Origin of the sequence: Streptomyces sp. NPDC002785 (assembly GCF_040295565.1) — a bacterium.
In the GTDB taxonomy this organism is placed as follows: Bacteria; Actinomycetota; Actinomycetes; order Streptomycetales; family Streptomycetaceae; genus Streptomyces.
Genome location: NZ_JBEOVN010000131.1, coordinates 1 through 22,121, shown reverse-complemented (window position 1 = coordinate 22,121; position 22,121 = coordinate 1). Strand labels below are relative to the sequence as shown.

Annotated in this window: 25 protein-coding genes and 2 pseudogenes; 22 read left to right on the top strand and 5 right to left on the bottom strand. The window is 69.9% G+C overall.

Annotation, left to right across the window (positions count from 1 at the left end):
• On the top strand, positions 1 to 269 hold a 269-nt coding region (locus ABTZ94_RS25810; RefSeq protein ID WP_351203876.1), incomplete at its 5' end, for a transposase.
• Between the two features lie 216 nt (positions 270 to 485).
• Here the strand turns inward: ABTZ94_RS25810 and ABTZ94_RS37980 are convergent.
• From ABTZ94_RS37980 to ABTZ94_RS25790, 5 genes and pseudogenes are all read right to left on the bottom strand, one after another.
• Positions 486 to 674: pseudogene (locus ABTZ94_RS37980) on the bottom strand (flavoprotein); the annotation flags it as partial.
• A pseudogene (locus ABTZ94_RS25805) lies at positions 626 to 769 on the bottom strand (IS5/IS1182 family transposase); the annotation flags it as partial. The pseudogenes ABTZ94_RS37980 and ABTZ94_RS25805, both read right to left, overlap by 49 nt.
• Before the next feature lie 61 nt (positions 770 to 830).
• The gene (locus ABTZ94_RS25800; RefSeq protein ID WP_351203874.1) at positions 831 to 2,090 is read right to left on the bottom strand and encodes an MFS transporter; all 1,260 of its coding nucleotides are present in this window, start codon (positions 2,088 to 2,090) and stop codon (positions 831 to 833) included.
• Between the two features lie 51 nt (positions 2,091 to 2,141).
• Complete coding sequence (locus ABTZ94_RS25795; RefSeq protein ID WP_351203872.1) at positions 2,142 to 2,900, bottom strand: GntR family transcriptional regulator; 759 nt, start codon at positions 2,898 to 2,900, stop codon at positions 2,142 to 2,144.
• A gap of 253 nt (positions 2,901 to 3,153) precedes the next feature.
• Positions 3,154 to 4,734 (bottom strand): vWA domain-containing protein, encoded by a 1,581-nt coding sequence (locus ABTZ94_RS25790; RefSeq protein WP_351203870.1) that lies wholly within the window; start codon positions 4,732 to 4,734, stop codon positions 3,154 to 3,156.
• Between the two features lie 1,349 nt (positions 4,735 to 6,083).
• On the opposite strand from ABTZ94_RS25790, the gene ABTZ94_RS25785 reads away from it, so the two are divergent.
• From ABTZ94_RS25785 to ABTZ94_RS25685, 21 genes are all read left to right on the top strand, one after another.
• Positions 6,084 to 6,218: a hypothetical protein gene (locus ABTZ94_RS25785; protein ID WP_351203868.1), complete on the top strand. Its 135-nt coding sequence runs from the start codon at positions 6,084 to 6,086 to the stop codon at positions 6,216 to 6,218.
• 579 nt (positions 6,219 to 6,797) lie between these two features.
• A complete protein-coding gene (locus ABTZ94_RS25780) occupies positions 6,798 to 7,706 on the top strand; it encodes a helix-turn-helix transcriptional regulator (RefSeq protein WP_351203866.1) in 909 nt (302 codons plus the stop codon).
• Positions 7,703 to 8,698: a transcriptional regulator gene (locus ABTZ94_RS25775; RefSeq protein ID WP_351203865.1), complete on the top strand. Its 996-nt coding sequence runs from the start codon at positions 7,703 to 7,705 to the stop codon at positions 8,696 to 8,698. The genes ABTZ94_RS25780 and ABTZ94_RS25775 overlap by 4 nt, the downstream gene beginning before the upstream one ends.
• Before the next feature lie 337 nt (positions 8,699 to 9,035).
• On the top strand, positions 9,036 to 9,971 hold the full coding sequence (locus ABTZ94_RS25770) for an ACP S-malonyltransferase (RefSeq protein WP_351203863.1): 936 nt from the start codon (positions 9,036 to 9,038) through the stop codon (positions 9,969 to 9,971).
• Positions 9,972 to 10,115: 144 nt separating this feature from the next.
• Positions 10,116 to 10,877 (top strand): thioesterase II family protein, encoded by a 762-nt coding sequence (locus ABTZ94_RS25765; RefSeq protein WP_351203861.1) that lies wholly within the window; start codon positions 10,116 to 10,118, stop codon positions 10,875 to 10,877.
• 385 nt (positions 10,878 to 11,262) lie between these two features.
• The gene (locus tag ABTZ94_RS25760; RefSeq protein ID WP_351203859.1) at positions 11,263 to 11,517 is read left to right on the top strand and encodes an acyl carrier protein; all 255 of its coding nucleotides are present in this window, start codon (positions 11,263 to 11,265) and stop codon (positions 11,515 to 11,517) included.
• Between the two features lie 60 nt (positions 11,518 to 11,577).
• The gene (locus tag ABTZ94_RS25755; RefSeq protein ID WP_351203857.1) at positions 11,578 to 12,840 is read left to right on the top strand and encodes a beta-ketoacyl-[acyl-carrier-protein] synthase family protein; all 1,263 of its coding nucleotides are present in this window, start codon (positions 11,578 to 11,580) and stop codon (positions 12,838 to 12,840) included.
• Positions 12,834 to 13,979, top strand: a complete 1,146-nt coding sequence (locus ABTZ94_RS25750; RefSeq protein ID WP_351203855.1) for a beta-ketoacyl synthase N-terminal-like domain-containing protein — start codon at positions 12,834 to 12,836, stop codon at positions 13,977 to 13,979. The genes ABTZ94_RS25755 and ABTZ94_RS25750 overlap by 7 nt, the downstream gene beginning before the upstream one ends.
• Positions 13,976 to 14,929, top strand: coding sequence for a beta-ketoacyl synthase N-terminal-like domain-containing protein (locus tag ABTZ94_RS25745; RefSeq protein ID WP_351203853.1), 954 nt, complete (start codon positions 13,976 to 13,978; stop codon positions 14,927 to 14,929). The genes ABTZ94_RS25750 and ABTZ94_RS25745 overlap by 4 nt, the downstream gene beginning before the upstream one ends.
• On the top strand, positions 14,929 to 15,780 hold the full coding sequence (locus ABTZ94_RS25740) for an alpha/beta fold hydrolase (RefSeq protein WP_351203851.1): 852 nt from the start codon (positions 14,929 to 14,931) through the stop codon (positions 15,778 to 15,780). Before ABTZ94_RS25745 ends, ABTZ94_RS25740 begins: the two co-directional genes overlap by 1 nt.
• The gene (locus tag ABTZ94_RS25735; protein ID WP_351203849.1) at positions 15,777 to 16,748 is read left to right on the top strand and encodes an acyl-CoA thioesterase family protein; all 972 of its coding nucleotides are present in this window, start codon (positions 15,777 to 15,779) and stop codon (positions 16,746 to 16,748) included. Before ABTZ94_RS25740 ends, ABTZ94_RS25735 begins: the two co-directional genes overlap by 4 nt.
• The gene (locus tag ABTZ94_RS25730; protein ID WP_351203847.1) at positions 16,745 to 17,101 is read left to right on the top strand and encodes a hypothetical protein; all 357 of its coding nucleotides are present in this window, start codon (positions 16,745 to 16,747) and stop codon (positions 17,099 to 17,101) included. Before ABTZ94_RS25735 ends, ABTZ94_RS25730 begins: the two co-directional genes overlap by 4 nt.
• 1 nt (position 17,102) lies before the next feature.
• On the top strand, positions 17,103 to 17,510 hold the full coding sequence (locus tag ABTZ94_RS25725) for a hypothetical protein (RefSeq protein ID WP_351203845.1): 408 nt from the start codon (positions 17,103 to 17,105) through the stop codon (positions 17,508 to 17,510).
• The gene (locus ABTZ94_RS25720) at positions 17,510 to 17,932 is read left to right on the top strand and encodes a hypothetical protein (RefSeq protein WP_351203843.1); all 423 of its coding nucleotides are present in this window, start codon (positions 17,510 to 17,512) and stop codon (positions 17,930 to 17,932) included. The genes ABTZ94_RS25725 and ABTZ94_RS25720 overlap by 1 nt, the downstream gene beginning before the upstream one ends.
• 22 nt (positions 17,933 to 17,954) lie before the next feature.
• Positions 17,955 to 19,055 (top strand): beta-ketoacyl synthase N-terminal-like domain-containing protein, encoded by a 1,101-nt coding sequence (locus ABTZ94_RS25715; RefSeq protein WP_351203841.1) that lies wholly within the window; start codon positions 17,955 to 17,957, stop codon positions 19,053 to 19,055.
• A 69-nt stretch (positions 19,056 to 19,124) separates the two neighbouring features.
• Positions 19,125 to 19,364: an acyl carrier protein gene (locus ABTZ94_RS25710; RefSeq protein ID WP_351203839.1), complete on the top strand. Its 240-nt coding sequence runs from the start codon at positions 19,125 to 19,127 to the stop codon at positions 19,362 to 19,364.
• Positions 19,364 to 19,822: a 3-hydroxyacyl-ACP dehydratase FabZ family protein gene (locus tag ABTZ94_RS25705; RefSeq protein ID WP_351203837.1), complete on the top strand. Its 459-nt coding sequence runs from the start codon at positions 19,364 to 19,366 to the stop codon at positions 19,820 to 19,822. The genes ABTZ94_RS25710 and ABTZ94_RS25705 overlap by 1 nt, the downstream gene beginning before the upstream one ends.
• Positions 19,819 to 20,298, top strand: a complete 480-nt coding sequence (locus ABTZ94_RS25700) for a 3-hydroxyacyl-ACP dehydratase FabZ family protein (protein ID WP_351203835.1) — start codon at positions 19,819 to 19,821, stop codon at positions 20,296 to 20,298. The genes ABTZ94_RS25705 and ABTZ94_RS25700 overlap by 4 nt, the downstream gene beginning before the upstream one ends.
• A gap of 9 nt (positions 20,299 to 20,307) precedes the next feature.
• Entirely contained in the window at positions 20,308 to 21,054 is a 747-nt protein-coding gene (gene fabG, locus ABTZ94_RS25695; protein WP_351203833.1) for a 3-oxoacyl-[acyl-carrier-protein] reductase, read from the top strand.
• 94 nt (positions 21,055 to 21,148) lie between these two features.
• Positions 21,149 to 21,769 carry a 2-hydroxychromene-2-carboxylate isomerase gene (locus tag ABTZ94_RS25690; protein ID WP_351203831.1) on the top strand — a complete coding sequence of 207 codons (621 nt, stop codon included), beginning with the start codon at positions 21,149 to 21,151 and terminating at the stop codon, positions 21,767 to 21,769.
• A gap of 65 nt (positions 21,770 to 21,834) precedes the next feature.
• The gene (locus ABTZ94_RS25685; protein ID WP_351203829.1) at positions 21,835 to 22,047 is read left to right on the top strand and encodes an MbtH family protein; all 213 of its coding nucleotides are present in this window, start codon (positions 21,835 to 21,837) and stop codon (positions 22,045 to 22,047) included.
• The last annotated feature ends 74 nt before the right edge of the window (positions 22,048 to 22,121 follow it).

Below are 22,121 nucleotides of genomic sequence, written 5' to 3'. Positions count from 1 at the left end.
TTCCCCTGCACGACACCGCGCAGAACCAGATCTGGCTGGAGATCGTCCAGCTCGCGCTCGACCTGCTGGCCTGGCTGCCGATGCTCGCCCTGACCGGCCAACCCCGTCTCTGGGAACCCCGCCGGCTCCGGCTACGGCTGTTCTCCGCTGCCGCCCAGATCGTCACCACTGCCCGCCGCCGACACCTCCGGTTCGGCCGTCACTGGCCCTGGAGCGACCTGATCACAGGCGCGGTCCAGCGGCTCGACGCTCTCCCGAACCCCGGCTGACCAGCAGAGTTATCCGTCCCGACAGCCTGACTACCCCACCGGAGCCGTGGAACCCGGCGCCCACCCGACGCGACAGCCGGGCCACCGGCCTACCCACGACCAGCCCACAACGCCGAAACGGCCCGCCAGAGAAACCGACGGACCGTCACGAAAGATCGAGGCTAGCGAGCTCGGCGTAGTGGCGGCGTAAGCGCAAGGCTCGCAGCGCCACGCAAGGGCGGCCTGGGCCGGGTTCAGGTACGGGAGGACGGCTGTCGGAATACCGAAGCCGTGTGCCTCGCACAGGATGCCCAGGGCCAGGGTGTCGGAGATCCCCGACGCCCACTTGTTGATCGTGTTGAACGTGGCCGGGGGCCCCGCGATGGCATCGGCGGGCGGCAGCGGACGAGGGTCGCCCGGTGAGCGCGCCGGTCGCGCTGCGGCGGCAGTGGCTCAAGGCGGTCCCGCAGCTTGTCCGGCACGATCCATGGCGACGTCCCCACACCGGATCGAACACTCAACTCCCCTGCCGGACAGGGCCATCAAGGCCGATCCACCTACTGGTGTCAGCCGTTGCGAACCTCAGCGCACGGGCCCGGGATCTTCTTCCTTGGGCAATTCGCGCAAGCTTCGAAGCGGTGACAGGAAGTACGGGAGGACGCTCAACGTCATGCCGGCGGCGCCGATCCACAATGTAGCTTTTGCTCCGAAAACAGAGCCCAGGACTCCCCCCAAAAGCCCGCCGAGCGGAATGCCGCCCCAGGACACGAACCGGGCTGTCGCGCTCATCCGGCCCAAGAGCCGATCCGGTGTGAGGGTCTGCTGGAAACTTGATTGAGCCACAAAGCGGATGACTCCGCCCAGGGAAAGGGACGCGAGTCCGAGCGCAGCCACATACACGCTCCAACCCGGATGCGCCAACGGCATAAGGACTGTCAGCGGACAGGTGACAAGCGGTGCGAGCCAGATGACCGGGCCCTGCCCGACCCGCTTCGAGACCGTGGTTGCCGACAGCGCGCCCAGCAGGGCACCACAGCCCATTCCCGACAGAATGAGGCCGATGCCGAAGGACTCGAGGTTTATCTCCCTCTCCAAGAAGACCAGCAACATGGTTTGATACATGACCAGGAAAAGGTTGAATATCGCATCCCCCAGGATGATTGCACGCAGGGTGGGATGCTTGAGAACAAACTTCAATCCCTCTTTGATGTCTCGAAGAAGTTGAGGGCGCTCACTCGGCTCCGGTTTCTGTTCGCGTTTGCGGATACTGGTCGCGAGCAGACCCGACATCGCCATCCCGGCCGAACTCACCAAAAGCGTTGCAGGCGCTCCGAGCCAGCCGACCAGCGGCCCTGCCATCCCTGGTCCACTGATACTGGTCACCGATCGTATCGCCGAGAGTTTCGAGTTTCCTTCAACGAGATTGCCGCGTCCCACCAGGTGCGGCAGATAGCTGACGTACGCCACATCGAAGAAGACCGTCAGAACCCCATGAACCAACGCGACTGCGTAGAGCCACCAGATCGTCAGAAGGTCCGACCACCACGCCACCGGTATCGTCAAGAGAGCCGCCGCCCTGGCGAGATCGGTGCTGATCATCACTGATCGCTTCCGCATACGGTCCACCCACGCGCCTGCCGGTAGCCCGACCAGGAGTGAGCCTGCCGTGGTCATCGCGGTCAGTGATCCAACCTGGAACTCGTCAGCATTCAATGCCACGATTGCAACCAGAGGCAACGCCAGAAAAATGATGCGATCGCCCAGCTGGCCGAGCGCGGTGGCGGCAAATAAACGCCCGAAGTCCGGATCACGCAGGAGTCCGAGCCGGGAGGGTGCTGACATTCGAGTCACCTGCTGTCGGCTTTGAAATTTCGCTCTACTGAGTTCAACGGGCTACGGCTGGTCGACTGCGAACTCGTAGACCACTTCCCGGCGCGCGTCCGGAATGACCATGTCGGCGGTTTCCACCGGACGTCCGCCGGTGTCGTAGATGGTCCGCTCGATCTGAAGCACCAGGTCCCCGACGCTGATCCCCAGCAGGTTCGCCTGTGCCTGGGTGGCACGAGCCGGGCGCGGCAGCTCGACCACGGTCTCGATGTCCACGCCGATGGAGCGCATGCGCTCGACCACCCCCTTTCCCGCGAGGGGGCCCGTCTCGGGCAGCACGATCGGCGTTCCGTCCGTGATGGCCATCGGCTCCCAGGATTCGGAGAGCTGGACGGGTTGCCCGTCGGCGAGGAATTCGTAGTGCGTGTTGACGCAGAGGTCTCCGGGACTGATGGCGAGCCTCTCGGCGATCGCCTCGGGGGCGGGAACGCGCGTCCGGCTGTGCGAATCCCAGGCGGAGGCCTTGCCCCGCTCCTTCATGCCGGCGCGGGAAGGGGAGCCGTCCCGGCGTTCGCGGTGCCGCGAGCGGACCATCCGCAGGCGCTCGCACGGCATGCGGACATAAGTGCCCGAGCCCGCGCGTCCTTCGAGGAGGCCCTTGACGATCAAACCGTCCATGGCCCTCTGCATGACGTTGCGCCCGACCTCGTACTCCTCCGCGAGCTTCGCCCGGGACGGCAGGCGCTCCCCGATCTGCCACTCTCCCGCGAGAATCCGTGCGCGCAACGCGTCGGCTACTGCAAGGTACGGCGCCTCTCGGGGCATGTGTGACCCTCCGGTTGCTCTGCTGCGCGGCAGCTGGTGATTCCAGGCGGCGTTGGCAAGCTACTGCACCGGGTGAAAGCTACTGGAGTAGAAATACGCTCGGTGCTCAAGCGGCTACGGGAAGCCGGCGTAGAGGCCGGTCGTGATCACGGCGAGCGCCGAAAACAGGGAGGACATGGTGCACATCATGGCGTCGGCGGACGGGTCGCACAGCCCCCTTTCGCAGGACTGTGCGGCCTGTCGCCTCCCCCGGTCAGTCCATCTCGCCCTCCGGTACGCCCCCGGACCCGTTGTCGTCCCCGCCACCCTTGAGCCGGTCGGCCTGTCCGATCGCGGTCGCCAGCTTCCGTACCGAATCGTCCTCGGTCTCGGACGCCAATTCGGCAGCGTGTGAGGCGAGTTCACCGAGACCGGGCGCACCGGGAAGCCGACCGCCGCGCAACACATCGGCGAAGTACGCGGCGACCGCGGTCACTTGGAGTCGCTTGCTGTCTCCGCCCCACAGCGGACCGTCGATCGCCTTCGTCCCGACCGACCCCGTCTGCTCGTGCGGAGCCCGGGTCCTGGGGTCCAGCCAGCGCACGGTCGCGGTCGCCACATGCCCCAAGGCACCGTCCCGCAGGTGTACGGCGTAGAGCGCCGTCACCGTGTGGCCGGGGCCGACCTCGCCGCCGTCGACACGGTCGTTGCGGAAGTCCTCGTCGGCGACCTTCCGGTCCTCGTAACCGATCAGCTTGAACCGCTCGACGGTCTTCCGGTCGAAGGCGACCTGGGCCTTGGCCTCGCGCGCCGTCAGTTCGAGGTGTGCGGGCAATTGATCGACGAAGACCTCCCGGGCCTGGGTCTCGTCGGAGATGTACGTGGTGTGGCCGTCGCCCTTGTTGGTCAGCTGTTCCATCAGCGCGTCGCCGTAGTCACTGCCGACGCCGACGCCGAAGAGGGTGATGCCGTACTCGCGGCGGGCGGAGTCGATGCGTTCGAGGATGGCTTCGGCGGCGGTCTCCCCGGTGTTGGCGAGGGCGTCGGAGAGCAGGACGACCCGGTTGTTGGCGCCCTTGACGCGGCCGTCGACGGCCTCGTCGTACCCGCGGCGGATGCCTGCTTCCACGTTGGTGGAGTCGGTGGGTTCCATGGAGTCGACCCGGTCGCGGATCGTGCCGCGGTGGTCCCGCAGCCGGGTCATCGGCAGCAGCGTCTTCGCCTTGTCGCTGAAGGTGACCAGGGAGATCGAGTCGTCGTCGCGAAGTTCGTCGGTGAGGACGTCCAGGGACTTCTTCACCAGATCGAGGCGGCCCGGTTCGGCCATCGAGCCGGAGATGTCGACGACGAAGGTGAGCGCGGCGGGCGGGCGTTCGTCACGGGCGGGGGCTGCCCGGGTGGCCAGGCCGACCCGTACCAGTGACCAGCCGCCGGCCCCGGCGCGGGCGCCGTCGAGGTTCACGGTGAAGCCGTTGCCCGTCGGGCGCCGGTAGCCCTGGCGGAAGCTGTTGACGAACTCCTCGGGCCGCACGGTGGTCGGCTCCGGCAGCTTGCCGTCGGCGAGCGTGCGGCGCGCGTAGCCGTACGAGGCGGTGTCGACGTCCAGGGCGAAGGTGGACAGATAGTCGGGTGGCGCGGACTCCCGCAGCCCGTCCCGCTTCTTCGCACCGTCGCTGTCGGCCGCGCCGCCCGACGCGGCGGGCGCGGGTGCGGGGGCGCCCGGGCGATCGGCGGAGGAGGTGTACCCCTTTCCGCCGGACGCCCCCGAGCACCCGGTGAGCAGCACCCCGCCCGCCACCAGTGCACCGAGTGCCCCTCGCCATGTCTGCACGTACTTCCATGTCCGGCGTTCCATCCCCTGCCCCCAGCGTCGTCGTGTCAGCACTTGTGAATGTGACGTGCGAGACGGTGCCGAGGAGCAGACGAAGACGTTGCGGATGGATCTCGATGCGGCAACGGGGCCGGGAAATCGGCGGAACGTCAACCTCAGGACACGATGTCCTTACGATTGAAACCGGGTTTCCACGGGTGACTGCCCCCATGCGTCCCCCAGCGCCCCCGCCCACCAGGGATTACGGGAAAGTCCTGAGGTCGGGGTGGATCGGCACGGTACTCGTGTCACCCCGGCCCGCCCTTCAGGTGGCGCTTCTCATAGGCCTCCCTCGCGTTCACCCAATGGCTACCGACCCCCGGGCCGGGCCTGATGAACGATGAACTCACCGAAGTCCGCAGGATTCCGTGCCGGATCGCGCACTCCAGCGCCAGGAGCGTGCCGAGCGCGGCGACGACGCGGTCAGTCTTCTCCGCCTCCTCCGGCGCCGGCAGATGGTCGGGGATCCCCCTCCATCATGGTTCGTGCACCATGCGAGGCCGACGACGTGCGGAGGGAAATCCGGCGACCGCCGGGGGTGGCGATGCGGGGAAGCCCCGGCCCGGTCCGCGGGAAGGGTAGAGTTGTTACTGATGAGTATTCGAACGACAGGCCGACGAAATAGTTCAGAATTGAACAGAAAACGTGCGGGTGTAATTCGAAGAATGAACTCAATCAGCCGATGACTTTACCGCCTGCATATCGAAAGTTGTTTTTCTCCGGGGCGGGCCCGATTTCTGGCGTGAGCACGCAGCCGGACCGGGCCGGCCGTCCCGGCAGGGAGGGCCACAGAGGCTGTCCAGGGTGTCGGTATCGGCAGGTCGGTGACAGACCACGTGTCATGTCGGGCACAGCGGGCACCGTGGCACCGCCGGCACCGTCGGCGGTGCCACGGTGGCCGGATATGCCCCCGCCGAACACGGCGGGACATGCCGACGCCGACCGCGTCGAGCGCGGCCTCCTCGCGGGTCCAGCAACACAGGAACGCACCGGCGCGGCGCGTTCCCGGCGAGCCGTCCAGTCGCCGCGCCCCGGACGGGGCAAGGCGGTGGCCGCGAGGTCCTCCATACGGATGTCCCGCATTCGTTCGACGTCCACACCGGGCGCTACGGCCACGGCGAGCATGCCGCAGTCCGACGCGTGGGAGATGCCGACCCGCACGTGACCTGCGGGTCCAGCACCGTCGGAGGGCCGTGCTCCTGACCCCCGCAGCCCGGGCACGGCTTGCGGCTCAGGCGGATCCGCTCCGGCGCGGTGTCCAGCAGGCCGGCCGGGACGTGGCGCATCGAGGCCCGGTCGCCGGAAAACTGCGCGGTGCCGGCCGCGGAGTGCGCATGCGCCCCAGGCGCCGCGCTCTCGGAGTCACCCAGGAGGACGAGGTCCGCGGCCAGGACGGCCGTCGCCCCCCCGCCACCACCCCAGGTCACCCCGTCCGCCACATCCCGGGCGCCTGGGAGTCCGCTGGCTGATTCGATGCTGATACGAGGTTGATACGAGGCGCGGACATGTACCGAAACGTCAGATGGACCACCCCGACAGGCCGACGAACGATGACAGCTAGTGGACAGCACACACCGCAAACATTACCGACCGTCACCACTCTGATGCGATCCGTATCCGGCTGGTGTCCCGTCCCGGGGCGGCTCCCGGGAGCACTGCAACTTGCTGACACGCGGCCGGAGGTTTGGGCGCAATGGTGGCGAGGTCTGCCGTGAAGAGGGGACTTTACCGGGACTATGCCTGTCGCCCGGCGTTGACTGGTTCGCGACCAGCCCATAATGTCGGGACTTCGGAGCCGAGTTGCCTTACCCCTCCTGGGCGGGTCCGCGCGGCGATGACCTGCGGGACATCGACCACGTCGTGAATTGTTCTTTCCCGGCAGGTGAATCGGCGATGAATGAGTGATTGTCAGACGAATTAATAGTTACGGATCCCCGTGGGGTGGGGGTTGGGGGGAATTCAATTCCTGACATCGGAGTCAATAATTTCGCCCTCGATAAGGGCGAGCATTATATCGCTGAGCATTACCAGGGGAAATGATCGGTGCAATGAAGACTTCCATGCTCAAGACCCATGGCGAAGACCTGCTTCCGGTAGTGATCGGGACAGCGTCGATGGGCAGGCCAGCGGGACCGGCCGACTGCCCCGCCAATATGGCCGAAGGCATAAACAGGGTGGAAAACGCGCTGCTTCAGGCACGTGCGCTGATCGAATCGACGATGTCGCTGCACCGGACCAGGCCGGCGCGCGAATCTCTCGTCATACGCGCGGACGATGCCGACATCGGCGAAACGGCCAACCGGCTCATCGGGCTGGCACGTCACTCCGTCTCCGCGGCACTGTCCGCGAGCAGGAACGTTTCTGCTGTGTTCGAGGCGCTCGCCGCCCACACGACACCCGCCAAGGAGCGGGCGGAGCGCAGCGGGGCGGGTGCCCGGGGCGGCCCGGTCGTCCGAGTGCTGTGCACGCCGCAGGCGGTGAGCAACGGCATGCCGAGCGCCGCCGACTTCCGGGACTCCCGGTGCGAGATCCGGGTCGCCGAGGGGGAGTTGCGCGGCATGCTGATCGTCGACAGCCGGGTCGCCCTCATACAGTCCTGTCACGAGACGGCGTGCCACGCCGCGATCGTCAAGGACACGGCGTCGGCACGCGCCCTGGACCTGCTGTTCGCCGGATCGTGGGCCAACGCCCGGTCGCTCGCCGAGTACCAGCGCACGGGCGCACACCTGCGGACGGAGTCGGTACGGCGCATCCTGGAACGGCTGCGTGAAGGTCGCACCGACGACGTGGCGGCACGCGAACTCCAGGTGTCGCTGCGCACGTACCGTCGTCACGTCGCGGAGATCATGCGCGAGCTGGGGGCCAACTCCCGTTTCCAGGCCGGAGTCCGGGCCGTGGAGATGGGACTGCTGCCCGAGCGCACCAATGTCCCCCTGCAGAGAATCACGACGCCATGATCGATCCCTGTTCTGTCGGACGGCCGCGGTTCGACACCGCAAAGGAATCCGGGGGCCCCGCAGAAGACGTCTGCGAAGGCGACGAACAGCCCGCGGACGACCTGGAGCAGACACTCATGGAGGTCCGCCGGCTGATCGAGGCCACTGTCGTCAAACACCGCGACCGTGTCGTGCGGGACTCGCTGATCACCGCCGTCTCCGCCGACTGCGGCGAGGTGGCGTCGGCCGCCCTCGGACTCGTCGCCGAGGCCGAGCGGACCATCGACATCGTGCTGGCCGACTCGGAGCACGTCGAGGCGATCCGCTCCGTGTACTGGGAGTTGGCGCCCTGCCGGAAGAACATCGAACTGCGGCTCCTGTGCACCCAGGCGATGCTCGACGACGGTGTGGTCCAGCTCCACATGCTGGAGGGCCTTCCGTACGAGGTGCGGGTGGCCAGGGTGCCCATGCTCCAGGTGCTGATCGTCGACGGGTCGGCTGCCCTGGTGACCGCGCAGTCGGTCGTCGGGCGGCGGGCCTCGGTGATCCGCGCCACGACCGTGATCCGCACGCTGGACACCCTCTTCGAGGGGCTCTGGCGCCACGCGGTCCCGGTCGAGGAACGGATCGACTTCGGTGACCGCGGCCGTGCCGACGCGGCCCGGCAGATCCTGAACTGCCTTCAGGTCGGCATCACCGACGAGGTCGCCGCGCGCGAACTCTCCGTCTCGGTGCGCACCTATCGCCGGTACGTCGCGGAGATCATGGCACTCCTCGGAGCGAGTTCGCGCTTCCAGGCGGGGGTCCGGGCGGCCGAGCTGGGGTTATTGCCCAAGGGCCGGCAGGGCTCCGGTCATCTGCCGGCCGGACTGGCCAAGGGGGGATCCGGGCTGCCGGTCCAACGGGGTGCGCGACGGCAGGACGTACCGGCCCGGGGAGCGACGCGGGACGCACGCGGCGCGGACGGCACGCCCCCCCGAAACGGCCCGCCCGGCGCTGGCAGCTTCCTGTAGCCCTCGTTGCACCCGTCCGGCGGGGCCGGTTAGACATGGACGACACGAACGGCGTCCGCCTCGGGCGGACGTCCGGACGCCCCCAGGGTCTTTCGGTCGGGTCAGGCCGGATCAGGGCACGCGAGCCCGGCGTGATCCGAACGAGCGGGCCCGACCTCGAGAACTCCGACGGCCTTCGCGTTTCCTGTGCCGCCGGTGACCCGGCACGCGGCGCGGTCACGGGGACCTCACTCCCCCGGCCCGCGGCGAACGGGTAAGCGGGGGCCCGTCATCCGAAACCACCCCGCCGGGTGCGGGCCCCGTTTCTGTCCATGTGCCGCGTGGAAGGTGTGGAGAGTTGAACCCGACGCCGATCGGTCTGGTGTTCCCCGGACAGGGGACGCAACGTCAAGGCATGGGTGAACCCTGGCGGGACACCGCCGCGTGGAGCCTGGTCGGTGAGGTCTCCCGACACTGCGGCGAGGACGTCGAGGAACTGCTGCTGAGCACCCCCACCGACACGCTGCGCCGGACCGACCTGGCGCAGCTCTCGGTCTTCACGGTGAGCCTGATGGCCCACGCGGAGGCGGCGCGGTGCGGGGCCCTGGACGGCGCCGTGGCGTGCGCCGGGCACAGCCTGGGGGAGTACGCGGCACTGGCCGCGGCCGGAGTGCTCACGCTGCCGGACGCCGTCGCCCTGGTGGCGGACCGGGGGCGGGCCATGCGGGACGTCGCGCAACTCCGCCCGGGCACCATGGGCGTGCTCGTCGGGGCCGGACTCCCGGAGGCCGAGGCACTGGCCGCCGAGGTGCGGGCCGAGGGGCTCGACGCCTGGGTGGCCAATGTCAACGCCCCCGGCCAGATAGGGCTCTCCGGCTCCGAGGACGGCATCGGGAGGGCGGCTGAACTGGCTCCGGGCGTGGCGGCCAAACTCATCCGCCTCTCCGTGGGCGGCGCCTTCCACAGCCCCTTCATGGCGCCTGCGGCCGAGCGCCTGGCCCGGACCCTGCGCGAGGTGCGGTTCGCCCCGGGGCACCTCCCGGTGGTCGCCAACGTGGACGCGGAGCCGTACACCGGCGACGGGAACTGGCCGGAGCTGGCCGTGCGTCAGCTGGTCTCCCCTGTGCGCTGGGAGGAGAGCGTGCGGACCCTGACCGGACGGCTGGGCTGCCGACGGCTCGTCGAACTGGGGCCGGGGCGCGTACTGACGGGCATGATCCGCCGGATCGCCCCCGACGTCGAGGTGACCGCCGTGGACGGCCCCGGCGTCCTGCGTGACCTCGCCGCCGTGTGACGGCCATGCCGCTCGTGGGCAGAGCCCTTGACGGCCCGGACAGCCCGTACCGTGTGACGGCCCGTGCCGCCGCGGACGGTCCGGCCGCCCGGTGGCCCGCGCTGCCCTGGACCGACCTCCCCCGACACAAGAAGACCGGTGGCCATGAACACCATGAAGAACACCATTGACGGAACGTGGTTCCGGCGGTACGCCCCGTCCGCCTCGACCCGTATGCGACTGCTCTGCCTGCCGCACGCCGGCGGTTCGCCGAGTTTCTACCACTCCTGGGGAAACGCCTTCGGCGACGACGTCGAGGTTCTGGTGGCCCGGTACCCGGGACGCCAGGAGCGGATTGCCGAGCCCTGCATCGAGAGCATGGAGGAGATGGCCGACGCGGTGACCGCCGCGCTCCTGCCCCTCCTGGACAAGCCGCTGGCACTCTTCGGCCACAGCATGGGGGCGTCGCTCGCCTACGAGGTGGCGGTCCGCCTGGAACGGGAGCACGGCTTCGGCCCGAGTGTTCTCCTCGTCTCCTGCCAGCGGCCGCCCCACGGGCAGCGGCCGCGCAGCGCGCACCTGGGCGGTGAGGAGTCCGTCCTCGCCGAGGTCCGCAGGCTCGGCGGTACCGACGCGGCGCTGCTGGAGGACCCCGACATCCGGGAACTCGTGATGCCGGCGCTCCAGGCCGACTTCGCCATCGTCGGGCGGTACGCCGAGAACGGCCCCCGGCCCGCCGTACCCGTGCGCTGCCCGGTCATCGGTTACGTCGGGGACCGCGATCCCAACGTCACCGTGGAGGAGATGCACGCCTGGGCCGGCGTCGCTCCGAAGGGCTTCGAGCTGAAGGTGCTGCAGGGCGACCACTTCTACCTGGTGCCGCAAAGGGACGGCCTCGTCGCCGACCTGACGTCCCGTCTGCACTGACCCGCCCTGCTCCGGCCCGGTGCCGGCTCTCCGGCTCGCCCCGGCCGTCCGCGTCCGCGCGGGGGTTCCCGTCCGTGCGGACGGGGACCCTTCCGGTCCCTGTCCCGTTATGGCCCGCCGCCCGCCCGACCCGACGCCGCCGGACCGTGCGGCGGCCGGACCGTGCCGGTTGCCGGGCGGTGTCCCCTCGGACGGTGCCTTCTGCGGACGGTGGAGGCGGCCGGACCATGCCGAAATCCGGCCGTCTCCACCGTCCGCAGAAATTCCGCAAGGTTACGTGGCAGCTTTTTGCAATGCCGCTTGCCGGAGGGGATAGCCGTGGCCTAGAAATCGTCAGGAAGTTACTGGAATTGCCGGTGGGGCAATTCACGAAAGGGGTATTGGCGTGGCCGCTGAAACGCGCGAAGAGCGTCTTGTCGTCATCAGGGAAATCGTCTGCGACATTCTTGAGATCGAGGAGGACGAGGTCTCGGAAACCAGCCTTTTCAAGGAGGACCACAACGCTGACTCGCTCCGCGCGATCGAGATCCTCGCGGCTCTGGAGAAGGAGTTCGGCGTGGTCATCAACCAGGCCGAACTGCCGCGGATGGTCAATCTCACGGGCGTGTACGAGGTCGTTTCGGAGCCGGCCGGCTGGTGACTCGCCCGCGAAGCCTCCGGGCGGCGCGCGCGTAGGTCGGACGTGGACAGGGAGGTAGGCATGTCGGCAGTGCACGACGCCGGCCCGGGGGCAACGGGACGGCACCGGGTGGTCCTGACGGGACTCGGAGTGGTCTCCAGCATCGGGCTGGGGGTGAAGGAGTTTCTCGCAGGGCTGAAGGAGGGCCGCAGCGGGGCCCGGCCCATCACGGTGTTCGACACCGAAGGGTTCGCCCACGCCAACGGCTGCGAGATCGTCGAATTCGATCCGCTGGACTGGATCCGCACCCTGGAGACGGAACAGCTCGGCAGGGCGGCGCAGTTCTCGGCCGCCGCGGCCCGGATGGCCTTGGAGGACGCCGGGCTGGACGCTGCCGATCTGCGCGGCCGGCGGGGTCTGATCTCCATCGGCACCACCGACGGCGAGTCCTACGACCTCGATCAGCTGGTCGAGGCCGAACTCAAGGACGGACCTGAGACGCTCGACCCGGTGGTGGCCCGGAGGATTCCCGCCGGGCGGCTCTCGGTCGCCATCGCCCAGGAGCTCGAACTGGCCGATGTCGAAGCCGTCACGGTTCCGACCGCCTGCGCCGCCGGCAACTACGCCATCGGCTACGGCTTCGACGCGGTGCGCTCTGGCGAGGCGGACTACGCGTTCTGCGGCGGCGCGGACGCCATGTGCCGCAAGACGTTCACCGGCTTCTACCGGCTGGGAACCATCGCGCCGGAGCACTGCCGACCCTTCGACGCCGACCGTAAAGGCATCCTCACCGGCGAGGGCGCCGGGGTGCTCGTCCTGGAACGGCTGGAGTCGGCCCTGGAACGCGGCGCCACCATCTACGCCGAGGTGCTCGGCTACGGCCTCAACTGCGACGCCCACCATCAGGTGGCGCCCAACCGGGCGAGCGTCGCGCGCTGCATGGAACTCGCCCTGGACAACGCGGGCGTGAAACCGGCCGAGGTGGACCTGATCTCCGCCCACGGGACGGGGACCAAGGCCAACGACATCACCGAGGCGGGCGCGATCCGCGAGGTGTTCGGCACCCCGCCGCGCACCGTCTCCATGAAGTCGATGCTGGGCCACAGCATGGGCGCGGCCAGCGCCCTGGGCGCCATCGGCTGCGCCCTGGCCATCGCCAACCGTTTCATCCCGCCCACGATCAACCACGTCACCACGGACCCGGAGTGTGACGTCGACTGCGTGCCGAACCAGGCCGTCGAGGCCGACCTCAAGGTCGTCCAGAACAACGGCCTGGCGTTCGGCGGCAACAACGCCGTGGTCCTCCTCGGCCGGTACGACCGACCCGAGGAGGAAGCATGCTGAGCCGCCCGATCACCGGGATGGGCGCCGTGGCCAGCACCGGGAGAGGTGTCGGGACACTCTTCGACAACCTGTGCCAGGGCCGCACCGGACGCGCCGAGCTGCGGGGGTTCGACCGCACCCGCTTCCGGGCGCAGCACGCCTACGAGGTGGACAACCGCCCCGCGGGGGGCGGGGACGTACCCGCCCGCGCCACCGCGCTGCTCATCGACGCGATCGCCCAGGCGGCGGCCGACGCGGGCCTGGGCGAGGACCTCTCCGGTATACCGATACTCATCGGGACGGGGCTGCGCGAGCTGCGCTCCCTGGAGCTCTGGTGGCGCGAGGGCACTGACCTGGACGACACCGGCCTGCACTTCGGCACCGCGCTGCGCGAGCGGTTCAACGCCGATGTGACGCACACCTTCTCCAACGCCTGCTCCGCCTCGCTGTACGCGCTGGCGCTCGGCTCGGACCTGCTGGCCGACGAGGGCGACCACGCGCCGGGCACGGTGATCGTCGCGGGCGTGGACGTGCTCACCGAGAGCATGTACGGACTGCTGGAGCGGGTCCACCCGACCCCGCCGGACCAGGTGCGGCCCTTCGACCGGGACCGCACCGGAGTCCTCATGGGCGACGGCGCCGCCGCCGTCGTGCTCAGCCGGGAAACCGGCGGCAGGCGGCCGCACGCCCTGCTGCGCAGCGTCGCCGTCAACTGTGACGCCTTCCACGTCACCGCGCCCTCCCCGGAAGGGATCGCGAAGGCGATGCGCACGGCGTACGACATGGCGGGCGTCAAGCCGAAGGACATCGACCTGGTGATGCTGCACGGCACCGGGACCCTGCTCAACGACGAGGCCGAGGCGACGGCGATGGCCGACGCGCTGGGCGACGCCGCGGGCGGTCCGCTGATGACGGCGATCAAGTCGATGACCGGCCACACCTCCGGCGCGTCCGGGCTGATGGGTCTGGTCATGGGTGTCACCGCCCTCAACGAGGGACGCGTCCCGCCCACCGTCGGCCTGGAGCGGCCGGTCGAGGAGGCCGCGGAATTCCGCTTCGTGACCGGTGACGCCGCGTCCGCGTCGATGAACGTGGCACAGCTCAACGCGTTCGGATTCGGCGGCATCAACGCCGTCGCCATTGTGGAGGCCGCCCCGTGAGCGTCGTCGTCAGCGGAGTCTCGGTCCTGATTCCCGGGGCCGACTGTGCCAAGGCCCTGGCCGCCGGCCCCGCGCCGGGCGCCGGGCCCGTCGAACCGGCCGCCCTGGTGGGCAAGAAGGGCCTGCGCTACAAGGACCGGGCCACCCAGCTCGGCTACTGCCTGACCTCCGCGGCCCTGGCCGACGCCGGTCTCCTCGGCGAGGACGGCACGGCGTCCAGCGAAGACGTCGGCGTGGTCGTCAGCTCCAACTACGGCAACCTGGACACCGTCGTCCGCGCCCTGGACACCCTGCGGGAGGGCACCGTCACGGCGACCAGCCCGATGGACCTGCCGAACGCGTCCAGCAACGTCATCGCCTCCTCGGCTGCCATCCGCTACGGCCTGCGCGGTCCCAACCTGATGGTGTGCAACGGCGCGACCTCCGGCCTGGACGCGGTCAACTGGGCCGTCACCATGATCACGGCCGGCCGCGTGGACCGGGTGCTCGTCGTCGGCGTCGAGCCGGACAACGACGTCGTGCGCCGGCTGCTCGGCGGCCGGCACGCCGTCGACGGCGGTGCCGCCGTAGTCCTGGAGGACGCGGAAGCGGCCCGTACCCGGGGCGCGAGAGTCCGCGCCGTACTCGGCCGGTACGTCCGTACGGCCGGTGTCGGGGCGGTTCTGGAGCGGCTGGCCGCCTCCGGTGCGCCGGCCCCTGCCTGGTGGCACCTTCCTGACACGCCCCCCGTGGGTGTCGGCGCCGGCCTGCTGCCCGGGGTGGAGCGGACCGCCCTGCCCGAGCACTCCGGCCGCGCGTCCGGCGCGCTCGGTGTGCTGCAGTGCGCGACGGCCGTCGGCCTGTTCGACGAGGGCGGCGCGGGGCCGGTGTTCGCGGTCTGCGGCACCGACGCGGACGACGCCTCGGCCGGACTCGTGCTGCTGCCGCCCCCGGCCCCGGAGACCTTCTGATGGAGACGCCCGACGGCCTCGGCCCCGGCACGGTCCGCCGGCATACCGCCGGCAACGGCGGCCCCCGGCTGCTGCTGATCCACGGACTGGCCGAGAACGACAGCGTCTGGGACCGTAGCGCCGGGCTCCTGCCCCCCGAGTACGAGGTGTGGTCGGCCCGGTTGCCCTGGAGCGCCGAAGGGGTGCCGGACTGGGGCACGGACAGTGATCTCGTCGGCCCCCTGGCCCGGGTGCTGGCCGCGGTCCCGGGCGGCCCGGAGATCGTGGTGGCGCACTCCATGTCGGCGGACGTCCTGCTGGACCTCGTCGACCGGGAGAGCCGGCGGGGCGGCGACGCCCTCACCCGCTTCGGGATCCGCGGCCTGGTGCTGGTGTCGCCGTTCTACCGGCGCACCGCCGAGGAGTTCGACTGGGACACCATCAGCTACTACCTCAACGACTTCCACCTGATCATGGAGGAGGGCCTGCGGGTCCACTCCGGCGACCGGCTTCCCGCCTCCCTGCGGGCGGCGATGGGGGAGCGGGTACGGGACCGGGTGGGCCCGTACGGCTGGCTGCGCTTCTTCGAGCTCTACCTGCGTACTCCGCAGCTCCAGACGGGCCGGGTCACCGTGCCCTGTCTGGTGCTGGGGGGCGAGAAGGACTTCGCGGCACCGCCCGGCGAGAGCGTGGCGCTGGCCGCCGCGCTGCCGGACGCGCGGGCACTCGTCCTCCCCGGCTGCGGGCACTTCCCGATGATCGAGGAAGCGGAACGGTTCGCTTCCGAGACCGTCACTTTCGTCAACTCCCTTGGGACCGGCGCTCCGCAGCGCGAGCCCGTCCCCGACACAGCTCTGGAGCACCGTCGATGACCATCGTCACCGAGACCGCCGTCAAGGCGCTCCTCACCGAGACGACCTCCGTCCAGGTCCGCCCCCGCTACGAGGGCTCCAACATCTGCACCTGGATCGGTTTCAAGCACGTGAACTACATGGTCGAGGAAGCGGTCCTCGACCACTTCCGGCAGACCGCCCTTCCGGCCCGTGGCCTGTACGAGGAGCACGGCCTCGGCCTCGACATCGTCGGGATCGACACCCGTATCCTGCACGCCTTCCACATGGACGACATCGCCACCGCCGAGGTCGTGCCGTTCACCAAGGACGCGGACGGCACGCTGGGCTTCAAGGTGACCGTGTCCGTGGAACGCGGCGGGGAGATCCTCAAGGCCGTCACCTCCAAGGTGCGCGTGTCCCTGCGGATCGACACCTACCTCGACTCCGCGGGCGAGGTGCCCCAGGAGCTCGCCCGCTTCGCCGTGGACCGGCTCGGAGCCGGTACGGAGCCCGCGCCGCTCACCCCGTTCACTTCCGAGGACACGGTCCTGGAGGAGCTGCTGGAGGGCAAGAACGCCCACGGCTGGAAGTGGAACATCCCGTACCCGTACTGCCACTTCACCGAGCGCCTCCAGATGTCCGGCTACCTGAGGCTGATGGAGGAGGGCAAGGACCGGTTCGTCGCGGACCGGGGCATTTCCATCAAGACGCTGCTGGACGACCGCCGGTGGATCCCCGTCGTGCCGCGGTCCGAGATCCGGATCCTCGACGAGGCGATGATGGAGGAGGACCTCTACACCACCTACGAGGTGGAGGAGGTCTTCAAGGACTTCACCTACACCACCCGGATGAACTGGTACGTCGTCCGCGACGGCGGCCTCCTCAAGACCGCCACGGGCACCATCGTGCACGGCTACGCGGTCATCAAGAACCGCCGCGACTGGAGTCTGGAGAACTTCGACCAGCACGTGCTGGACGCGCTCAACGGCACGGCACGGCAGCAGTGAGCAGCGCCTGGGGAGGGAGCGGCGGGGAAACGCCGCGGATCCTGCTGATCGAGAGTCACGGGCCGTGCGCCCCGGTGGACGCCGGCCTGAGGCGGGACGCCGCGGCGCAGGCCCGGGCCGGGTATCCGGTGCTGATGTACCTGGTGGAGGACGGTTGCCTCCTTGCCCGGCCCGGGACCGACGAGGAGCTGGACCGCTTCGAGGCGGCGGGCGGCCGGCTGGCCGTCGACCGTTTCTCCCTTGTGCAGCGGGGCATCGAACACGTTCCGCTGCGCCCCCGGGCGAAGGTCTCGGACATGGACGAACTGGCCGGCTGGATCACCGGCCCCGGCGTACAGGCGGTGTGGCACTGACATGGCGCGCCGCATTCCGCCCACCGACGTACTGGTCACCCTCATGGGCTCACCGCACGAGTCGGACCGCACCACCAGCGCGCTGCGCCTGGTCCAGGCACTGCTGGAACAGGGTCGTGCCGTACAGGTGTGGACCTGTGGGAACGCCACCCTGCTCACCCAGAACGCGCTGGGCGAGGACAAGCCGCGCAACCTGGCGGACTGGAACGGGGTGTATCCGTCCACGGCGGCCCTGGTGAAGGACATGCTGGAGACGTTCCCGGGCCGGCTGCACTGGTACGGCTGCCGGTTCTGCAGCGACGACCGGGGTGCGGCGGACCACCTGCCGCAGGTCGTCATGCGGCCCCCGGCCGGCTACGGAGCCAACGTGGCCGCGGCCCGCACGACCCTGCTGGTGGGGGTCCTGTGATGGGCGACGTACGGACCACCGAGGAAATCGGCGTGCCCGGACGGCGCACGCTGGCCATCGTGGAGAAGGCCTACCGCGGGGCGCTGGAGAAGCAGTTCTTCGACGCCCTGTACCTGGCGGTGGAGCTGCACCGCCAGCTCGGCGGGCTCGACCTGCTGCTGCGCGGCCGGGCCGTCACCTACGGCGTGCGCGCCGAGCCGGTACCCGCCCTGCGAATCGGCGGCCGCACCCTGGACACCCTCAGCGACCCCCGCCGCGACCTGCGCGTCCTCATGGACGCCGGGGTCCGGGTCCACGCCGAGGAGTCGGCCCTGGCCGCACACGGACTGGGCCCGGACCGGCTGCTGGACGGGGTACTGACGGCCGCCGACGGCGACACGGCCCTGCGCTGGCCCGAGTACCGAATGGTCTGTTACCTGTGAACCGAAGGGAATCGTGGCGGACATGAGCACCACCGCAACGGGCGCCGGGCGCCCTGTCATCACCGCGTGGTCCGCGGTGTCGCCGTTCGGCATCGGCCGGACCGCGTTCGCCGAGGGGGTACGCGAGCAACGCCCCACCGTCGCCGTGCTCGACGAGTCCGGCCCCGCCGGGCCCCGGGACGACGCCTGCTTGGTCCCCGGCTTCGAGGTCCGTACGGTGCTCGGCAAGAAGGGCACCCGGTCCATGGACCGGGTCACCGGTCTGGCGGTCACCGCCGTCGGGGCGCTGCTCGACGACACCGAACGGAGCCCTGCCGTCGGCACCGGCGAGGGCGCCGCGCTGGCTCTGGGCACCACCACCGGCAGCGCCCAGAGCATGATGGACTTCACACGGGATTCGCTCACCGGCGACCAGCCGTTCTTCGTCGACCCGGCGCGCTTCCCGAACACCGTGATGAACTGCGCGGCCGGCCAGAGCGCCATCTGGTACCAGCTGAAGGGCCCCAACACGACCATCGCGGGCGGCCGGGCGGCCGGGCTGCACGCCCTGAACTACGCCCGCCGGCTGCTGGCGGCGGGCCGTGCCCAGACCGTGCTGTGCGGGGCCGCCGAGGAGTACTCCACCGCCCGCGCCTGGCTGGAGCACCACTCCGGTGACGGCTCGCCGAGCGCGCCGCTCGGCGAGGGCTGCGCCGTACTCCTCGTCGAGCCCGCGGCTGGCGAGGACGCCGGACAGCCGGTGCTGGCCGAGATCCTCGCCGTCGAACTGGGCGTCGTACTCCGCGATGACGTGGCCGACAGCCTCGTGGCCTGCCTGCGCCGCGCACTGCGCCGGTCCGGCGTCGACCTCACGGAAATCGCTGCCGTCGCCCGCTCCGGAGCCCCCGGGGCGGAGGGCGACGCCGAGACCGCGGCCGTCGGCGAGCTGCTGGCCGGCATGGACGCGGCCGATCTCACCCAGGTCGGACTGATCGGCGACACCGGCGCCGCCTCCGCCGCCTTCCAGACCGCCGCTCTGCTGGCTCACGCGGAGGACAACCGCGCCGTGGCCGGGAAGGTCGGCCTCGTCACCTCCGTCGACCGGACCGGAACCGTCGGCTGCGCCCTGCTCCGGCTGCACTGACCGGCCGGCCCACCGGCCGTCCGCCCCGCCGCCGAAACCGAAGAACGAAACGCTGAGAGAGGTACCACCGTGCTGGACAAGGAAGAACTGCGCTCGACGGTCGCCCAGGTACTGGATGTCGAAGTCGCCGAGGTCACCGACGACGCCAAGTTCGTCGACGACCTGGAGGTCGACTCCCTCATGGCCCTGGAGGTCGTGGTCGTCCTGGAGAAGAAGTACGGGGTGAAGCTGCCGGAGTCCGAGCTGCGGCAGATCGTCACCCTGCAGAGCGCGTACGACCTGCTGGCCGGAAAGCTGCAGGCCGTCTGATGGAGGTCCTCGCCGAGTCGCGTCCGGACGTCCCGGCCCCCGCCGTGACCCGGTCCGGATCGCGGGCCGTTGGTGTGCTCTCCGGCGCGGTCGAGGTCCTGCCGCAGGAGAAGGAGGGGCGCACCTCCACCCGGTTCACGGTGACCGCGGACGAGACGGTGCTCCCCGGCCATTACCCGGGGTTCCCCATCTTCCCCGGCGTGTGCCTCGTCGAGTACGTGCACCTGAGCGTGCTCGCCACGTCACCCGCCGAGGAGCCCGACCCCGAGCTCGTGGCCGTGGAGAGCACCCGGTTCACCGGTCCCGTGTACCCGGGCGACGAACTGACCGCAGACATCGACTGGAAGCCGGTGGACGGCGTGGCGTGGCAGTGCCGGGCGAAGATCCGCTCCGGCAGGGGCGACGCCGCGTCGGTGCGCCTGCGCTACCGCCGCACCACGGACGGAGCGACGACGTGAACGGACAGGCGGAGATCCGCGGCAGGCTGCCGCACCGCTACCCCATGCTGCTGGTGGACCGGGTCACGCATGTCGAACCCGGCCGCGCGCTGACCGCCCTCAAGGCGGTCACCTGCAACGAGCCCTGGTACGCGGGCCTGGGCCCGGACACTCCCGAGGAGGGTTTCGGGTACCCGAAGACGCTGCTCGTGGAGTCCTGGTGCCAGTCCGCGGGCGTCCTGGCCACCTGGGAGGACCCCAACCCCGATGTGCTGGCCGGCCAGGTCATGCTCTTCGGCGGCATGACCGGGGTCGAGTTCCACCGCACCGTTCTGCCCGGCGACGTCCTGGAGCACCGCGTCCGGGCCGGACGCAGGGTGGACGACACCGTGATGTTCGAGGGCGAGAGCCTGGTGGACGGCGAGACGGTGATGACCGTCGGCCGGATCGTCATGGCCTTCCGCCCGGCCGAAGTCCTGAGACCCGAAGCGAGCTGAGCAAAGAACATGCAGGACAACACCTCTCGGGTGGCACTCGTCACCGGCGGTTCACGCGGGATCGGACGGGCGTGCGTACTGGCCCTCGCCCGCGACGGGTTCGATGTCGCCTTCTGCTACCGCGCCAACGACGAGGCGGCCCGGCAGCTGGAGAAGGAGGCCGGCCAACTCGGCGTACGTGTCATGTCCCGGCGGGCGGACGTCGCCGATGGCCCGGCCGTGCGCTCCTTCGTCGAGGAGGCCGAGGACACGCTCGGCCCCGTCGACGCGGCGGTCACCGCCGCCGGGATCACCCGCGACAACCCCCTGGTGCTGATGGACGACGACCAGTGGCACCAGGTCATCGACACCAACCTCGACGGCGTCTACCACCTGTGCCGCGCGGTCGCCTTCTCGATGATGAAGCGCCGCACCGGGGCGATCGTCAACATCTCGTCCGTAGCGGGGGTGTACGGACACGCCAGCCAGAGCAACTACTCCGCCTCGAAGGCCGGCATCATCGGCTTCTCCCGGTCGCTGGCCAAGGAGGTCGGCCGCTCCGGGGTCCGGGTCAACGCCGTCGCCCCCGGGTTCATCGACACCGACATGGTCGCCGCAATGAACGACAAGGCCCGCAAGGACGTCACCCGGACGATCCCGCTGCGCCGCATGGGCCGTGCCGATGAGGTCGCCGACCTCGTCGCGTATCTGGTGTCGGACAGGGCCGAGTACATCACCGGTTCCGTCCTGCAGATCGATGGTGGCATCACCATCTGACCACCGGACGGCCCGGAAGACCCGGCCCGTCCGTCCCGCCCCGCCCGGTTCGAACCGTGACCGGCGGCAGTATTCAGTGTGTTTGGAGGCGGTGATGGCCCGACGGAGGCCACGCTGGTACTTCTCGTTCCGCAGCCCCTATTCGTGGATGGCCTACCGGGACCTGATGACCGACCACCGGGACGTCGCGGATCGCATCGACTGGCTCCCCTTCTGGGAGCCGGACGAGGCGGCGAGCGGCCACCTGGAGCAGGCCGGCATCAGTCTGCCGTACGTGGCGATGTCGAAGGAGAAGCACCTCTACATCCTCCAGGACGTGCGGAGGCTGGCCCGCGACCGCGGCCTGGAGATGGTGTGGCCGGTCGATCGCCGCCCCCGGTGGGAGGTGTCGCACCTGGCGTACCTGGTGGCCGACGAACTCGGCCACGGACGGGAGTTCATCGCAGCGGTCTACCGGGCCAGGTGGGAGGAGGGACAGGACATCTCCGACCCGGCCGTCATCGCGGACATCGCCGAGCGGATCGGCCTGGACCCGGTGCGCCTTTCCACCGCGTGCGACGATCCGGCCGTACGCGAGCACGGTCTCGGAGCTCTCAACTCGCTCTACCGCGACGGCGTCTTCGGAGTCCCGTTCTTCATCGACGGCTACGAGAAGTTCTGGGGAGTGGACCGGCTGCCCGGCTTCGTCTCCTCCGTCCGCTCCAGCACCGCCTGAACCGACCGACCCCGACCCCGAACCCCGACCGCATCCGCAATCCGCAGCAGCGAAGGAGCCCCGACATGGCGACCAACCCGTTCGAAGACGACAACGCGAGCTACTACGTCCTGGTCAACGAGGAGAACCAGCACTCGTTGTGGCCCGCGTTCGCCGAGGTGCCGGCCGGCTGGACCGTGGTGTTCGGCGAGGAGACCCGGCAGGCCTGCCTCGACCACATCACCGAGAACTGGACCGACATGCGGCCCAAGAGCCTTGCGATGGCCATGGACGCCTGACAGGACGTCGCGAGGGACCGCGGACCGGCATCCATCCGGGCCGCGACCCGCACAGAGAGGGCCCGGTGGGCGGG

Excerpts from the sequence above, each read along its gene's own strand:
- ABTZ94_RS25800 (WP_351203874.1), bottom strand. The coding sequence starts at position 2,090 with ATGTCAGCACCCTCCCGGCTCGGACTCCTGCGTGATCCGGACTTCGGG.
- ABTZ94_RS25795 (WP_351203872.1), bottom strand. The coding sequence starts at position 2,900 with ATGCCCCGAGAGGCGCCGTACCTTGCAGTAGCCGACGCGTTGCGCGCA.
- ABTZ94_RS25790 (WP_351203870.1), bottom strand. The coding sequence starts at position 4,734 with ATGGAACGCCGGACATGGAAGTACGTGCAGACATGGCGAGGGGCACTC.
- ABTZ94_RS25785 (WP_351203868.1), top strand. The coding sequence starts at position 6,084 with ATGCGCCCCAGGCGCCGCGCTCTCGGAGTCACCCAGGAGGACGAGGTC.
- ABTZ94_RS25780 (WP_351203866.1), top strand. The coding sequence starts at position 6,798 with ATGAAGACTTCCATGCTCAAGACCCATGGCGAAGACCTGCTTCCGGTA.
- ABTZ94_RS25775 (WP_351203865.1), top strand. The coding sequence starts at position 7,703 with ATGATCGATCCCTGTTCTGTCGGACGGCCGCGGTTCGACACCGCAAAG.
- ABTZ94_RS25765 (WP_351203861.1), top strand. The coding sequence starts at position 10,116 with ATGAACACCATGAAGAACACCATTGACGGAACGTGGTTCCGGCGGTAC.
- ABTZ94_RS25755 (WP_351203857.1), top strand. The coding sequence starts at position 11,578 with ATGTCGGCAGTGCACGACGCCGGCCCGGGGGCAACGGGACGGCACCGG.
- ABTZ94_RS25750 (WP_351203855.1), top strand. The coding sequence starts at position 12,834 with ATGCTGAGCCGCCCGATCACCGGGATGGGCGCCGTGGCCAGCACCGGG.
- ABTZ94_RS25740 (WP_351203851.1), top strand. The coding sequence starts at position 14,929 with ATGGAGACGCCCGACGGCCTCGGCCCCGGCACGGTCCGCCGGCATACC.
- ABTZ94_RS25735 (WP_351203849.1), top strand. The coding sequence starts at position 15,777 with ATGACCATCGTCACCGAGACCGCCGTCAAGGCGCTCCTCACCGAGACG.
- ABTZ94_RS25725 (WP_351203845.1), top strand. The coding sequence starts at position 17,103 with ATGGCGCGCCGCATTCCGCCCACCGACGTACTGGTCACCCTCATGGGC.
- ABTZ94_RS25720 (WP_351203843.1), top strand. The coding sequence starts at position 17,510 with ATGGGCGACGTACGGACCACCGAGGAAATCGGCGTGCCCGGACGGCGC.
- ABTZ94_RS25715 (WP_351203841.1), top strand. The coding sequence starts at position 17,955 with ATGAGCACCACCGCAACGGGCGCCGGGCGCCCTGTCATCACCGCGTGG.
- ABTZ94_RS25705 (WP_351203837.1), top strand. The coding sequence starts at position 19,364 with ATGGAGGTCCTCGCCGAGTCGCGTCCGGACGTCCCGGCCCCCGCCGTG.
- fabG (WP_351203833.1), top strand. The coding sequence starts at position 20,308 with ATGCAGGACAACACCTCTCGGGTGGCACTCGTCACCGGCGGTTCACGC.
- ABTZ94_RS25690 (WP_351203831.1), top strand. The coding sequence starts at position 21,149 with ATGGCCCGACGGAGGCCACGCTGGTACTTCTCGTTCCGCAGCCCCTAT.
- ABTZ94_RS25685 (WP_351203829.1), top strand. The coding sequence starts at position 21,835 with ATGGCGACCAACCCGTTCGAAGACGACAACGCGAGCTACTACGTCCTG.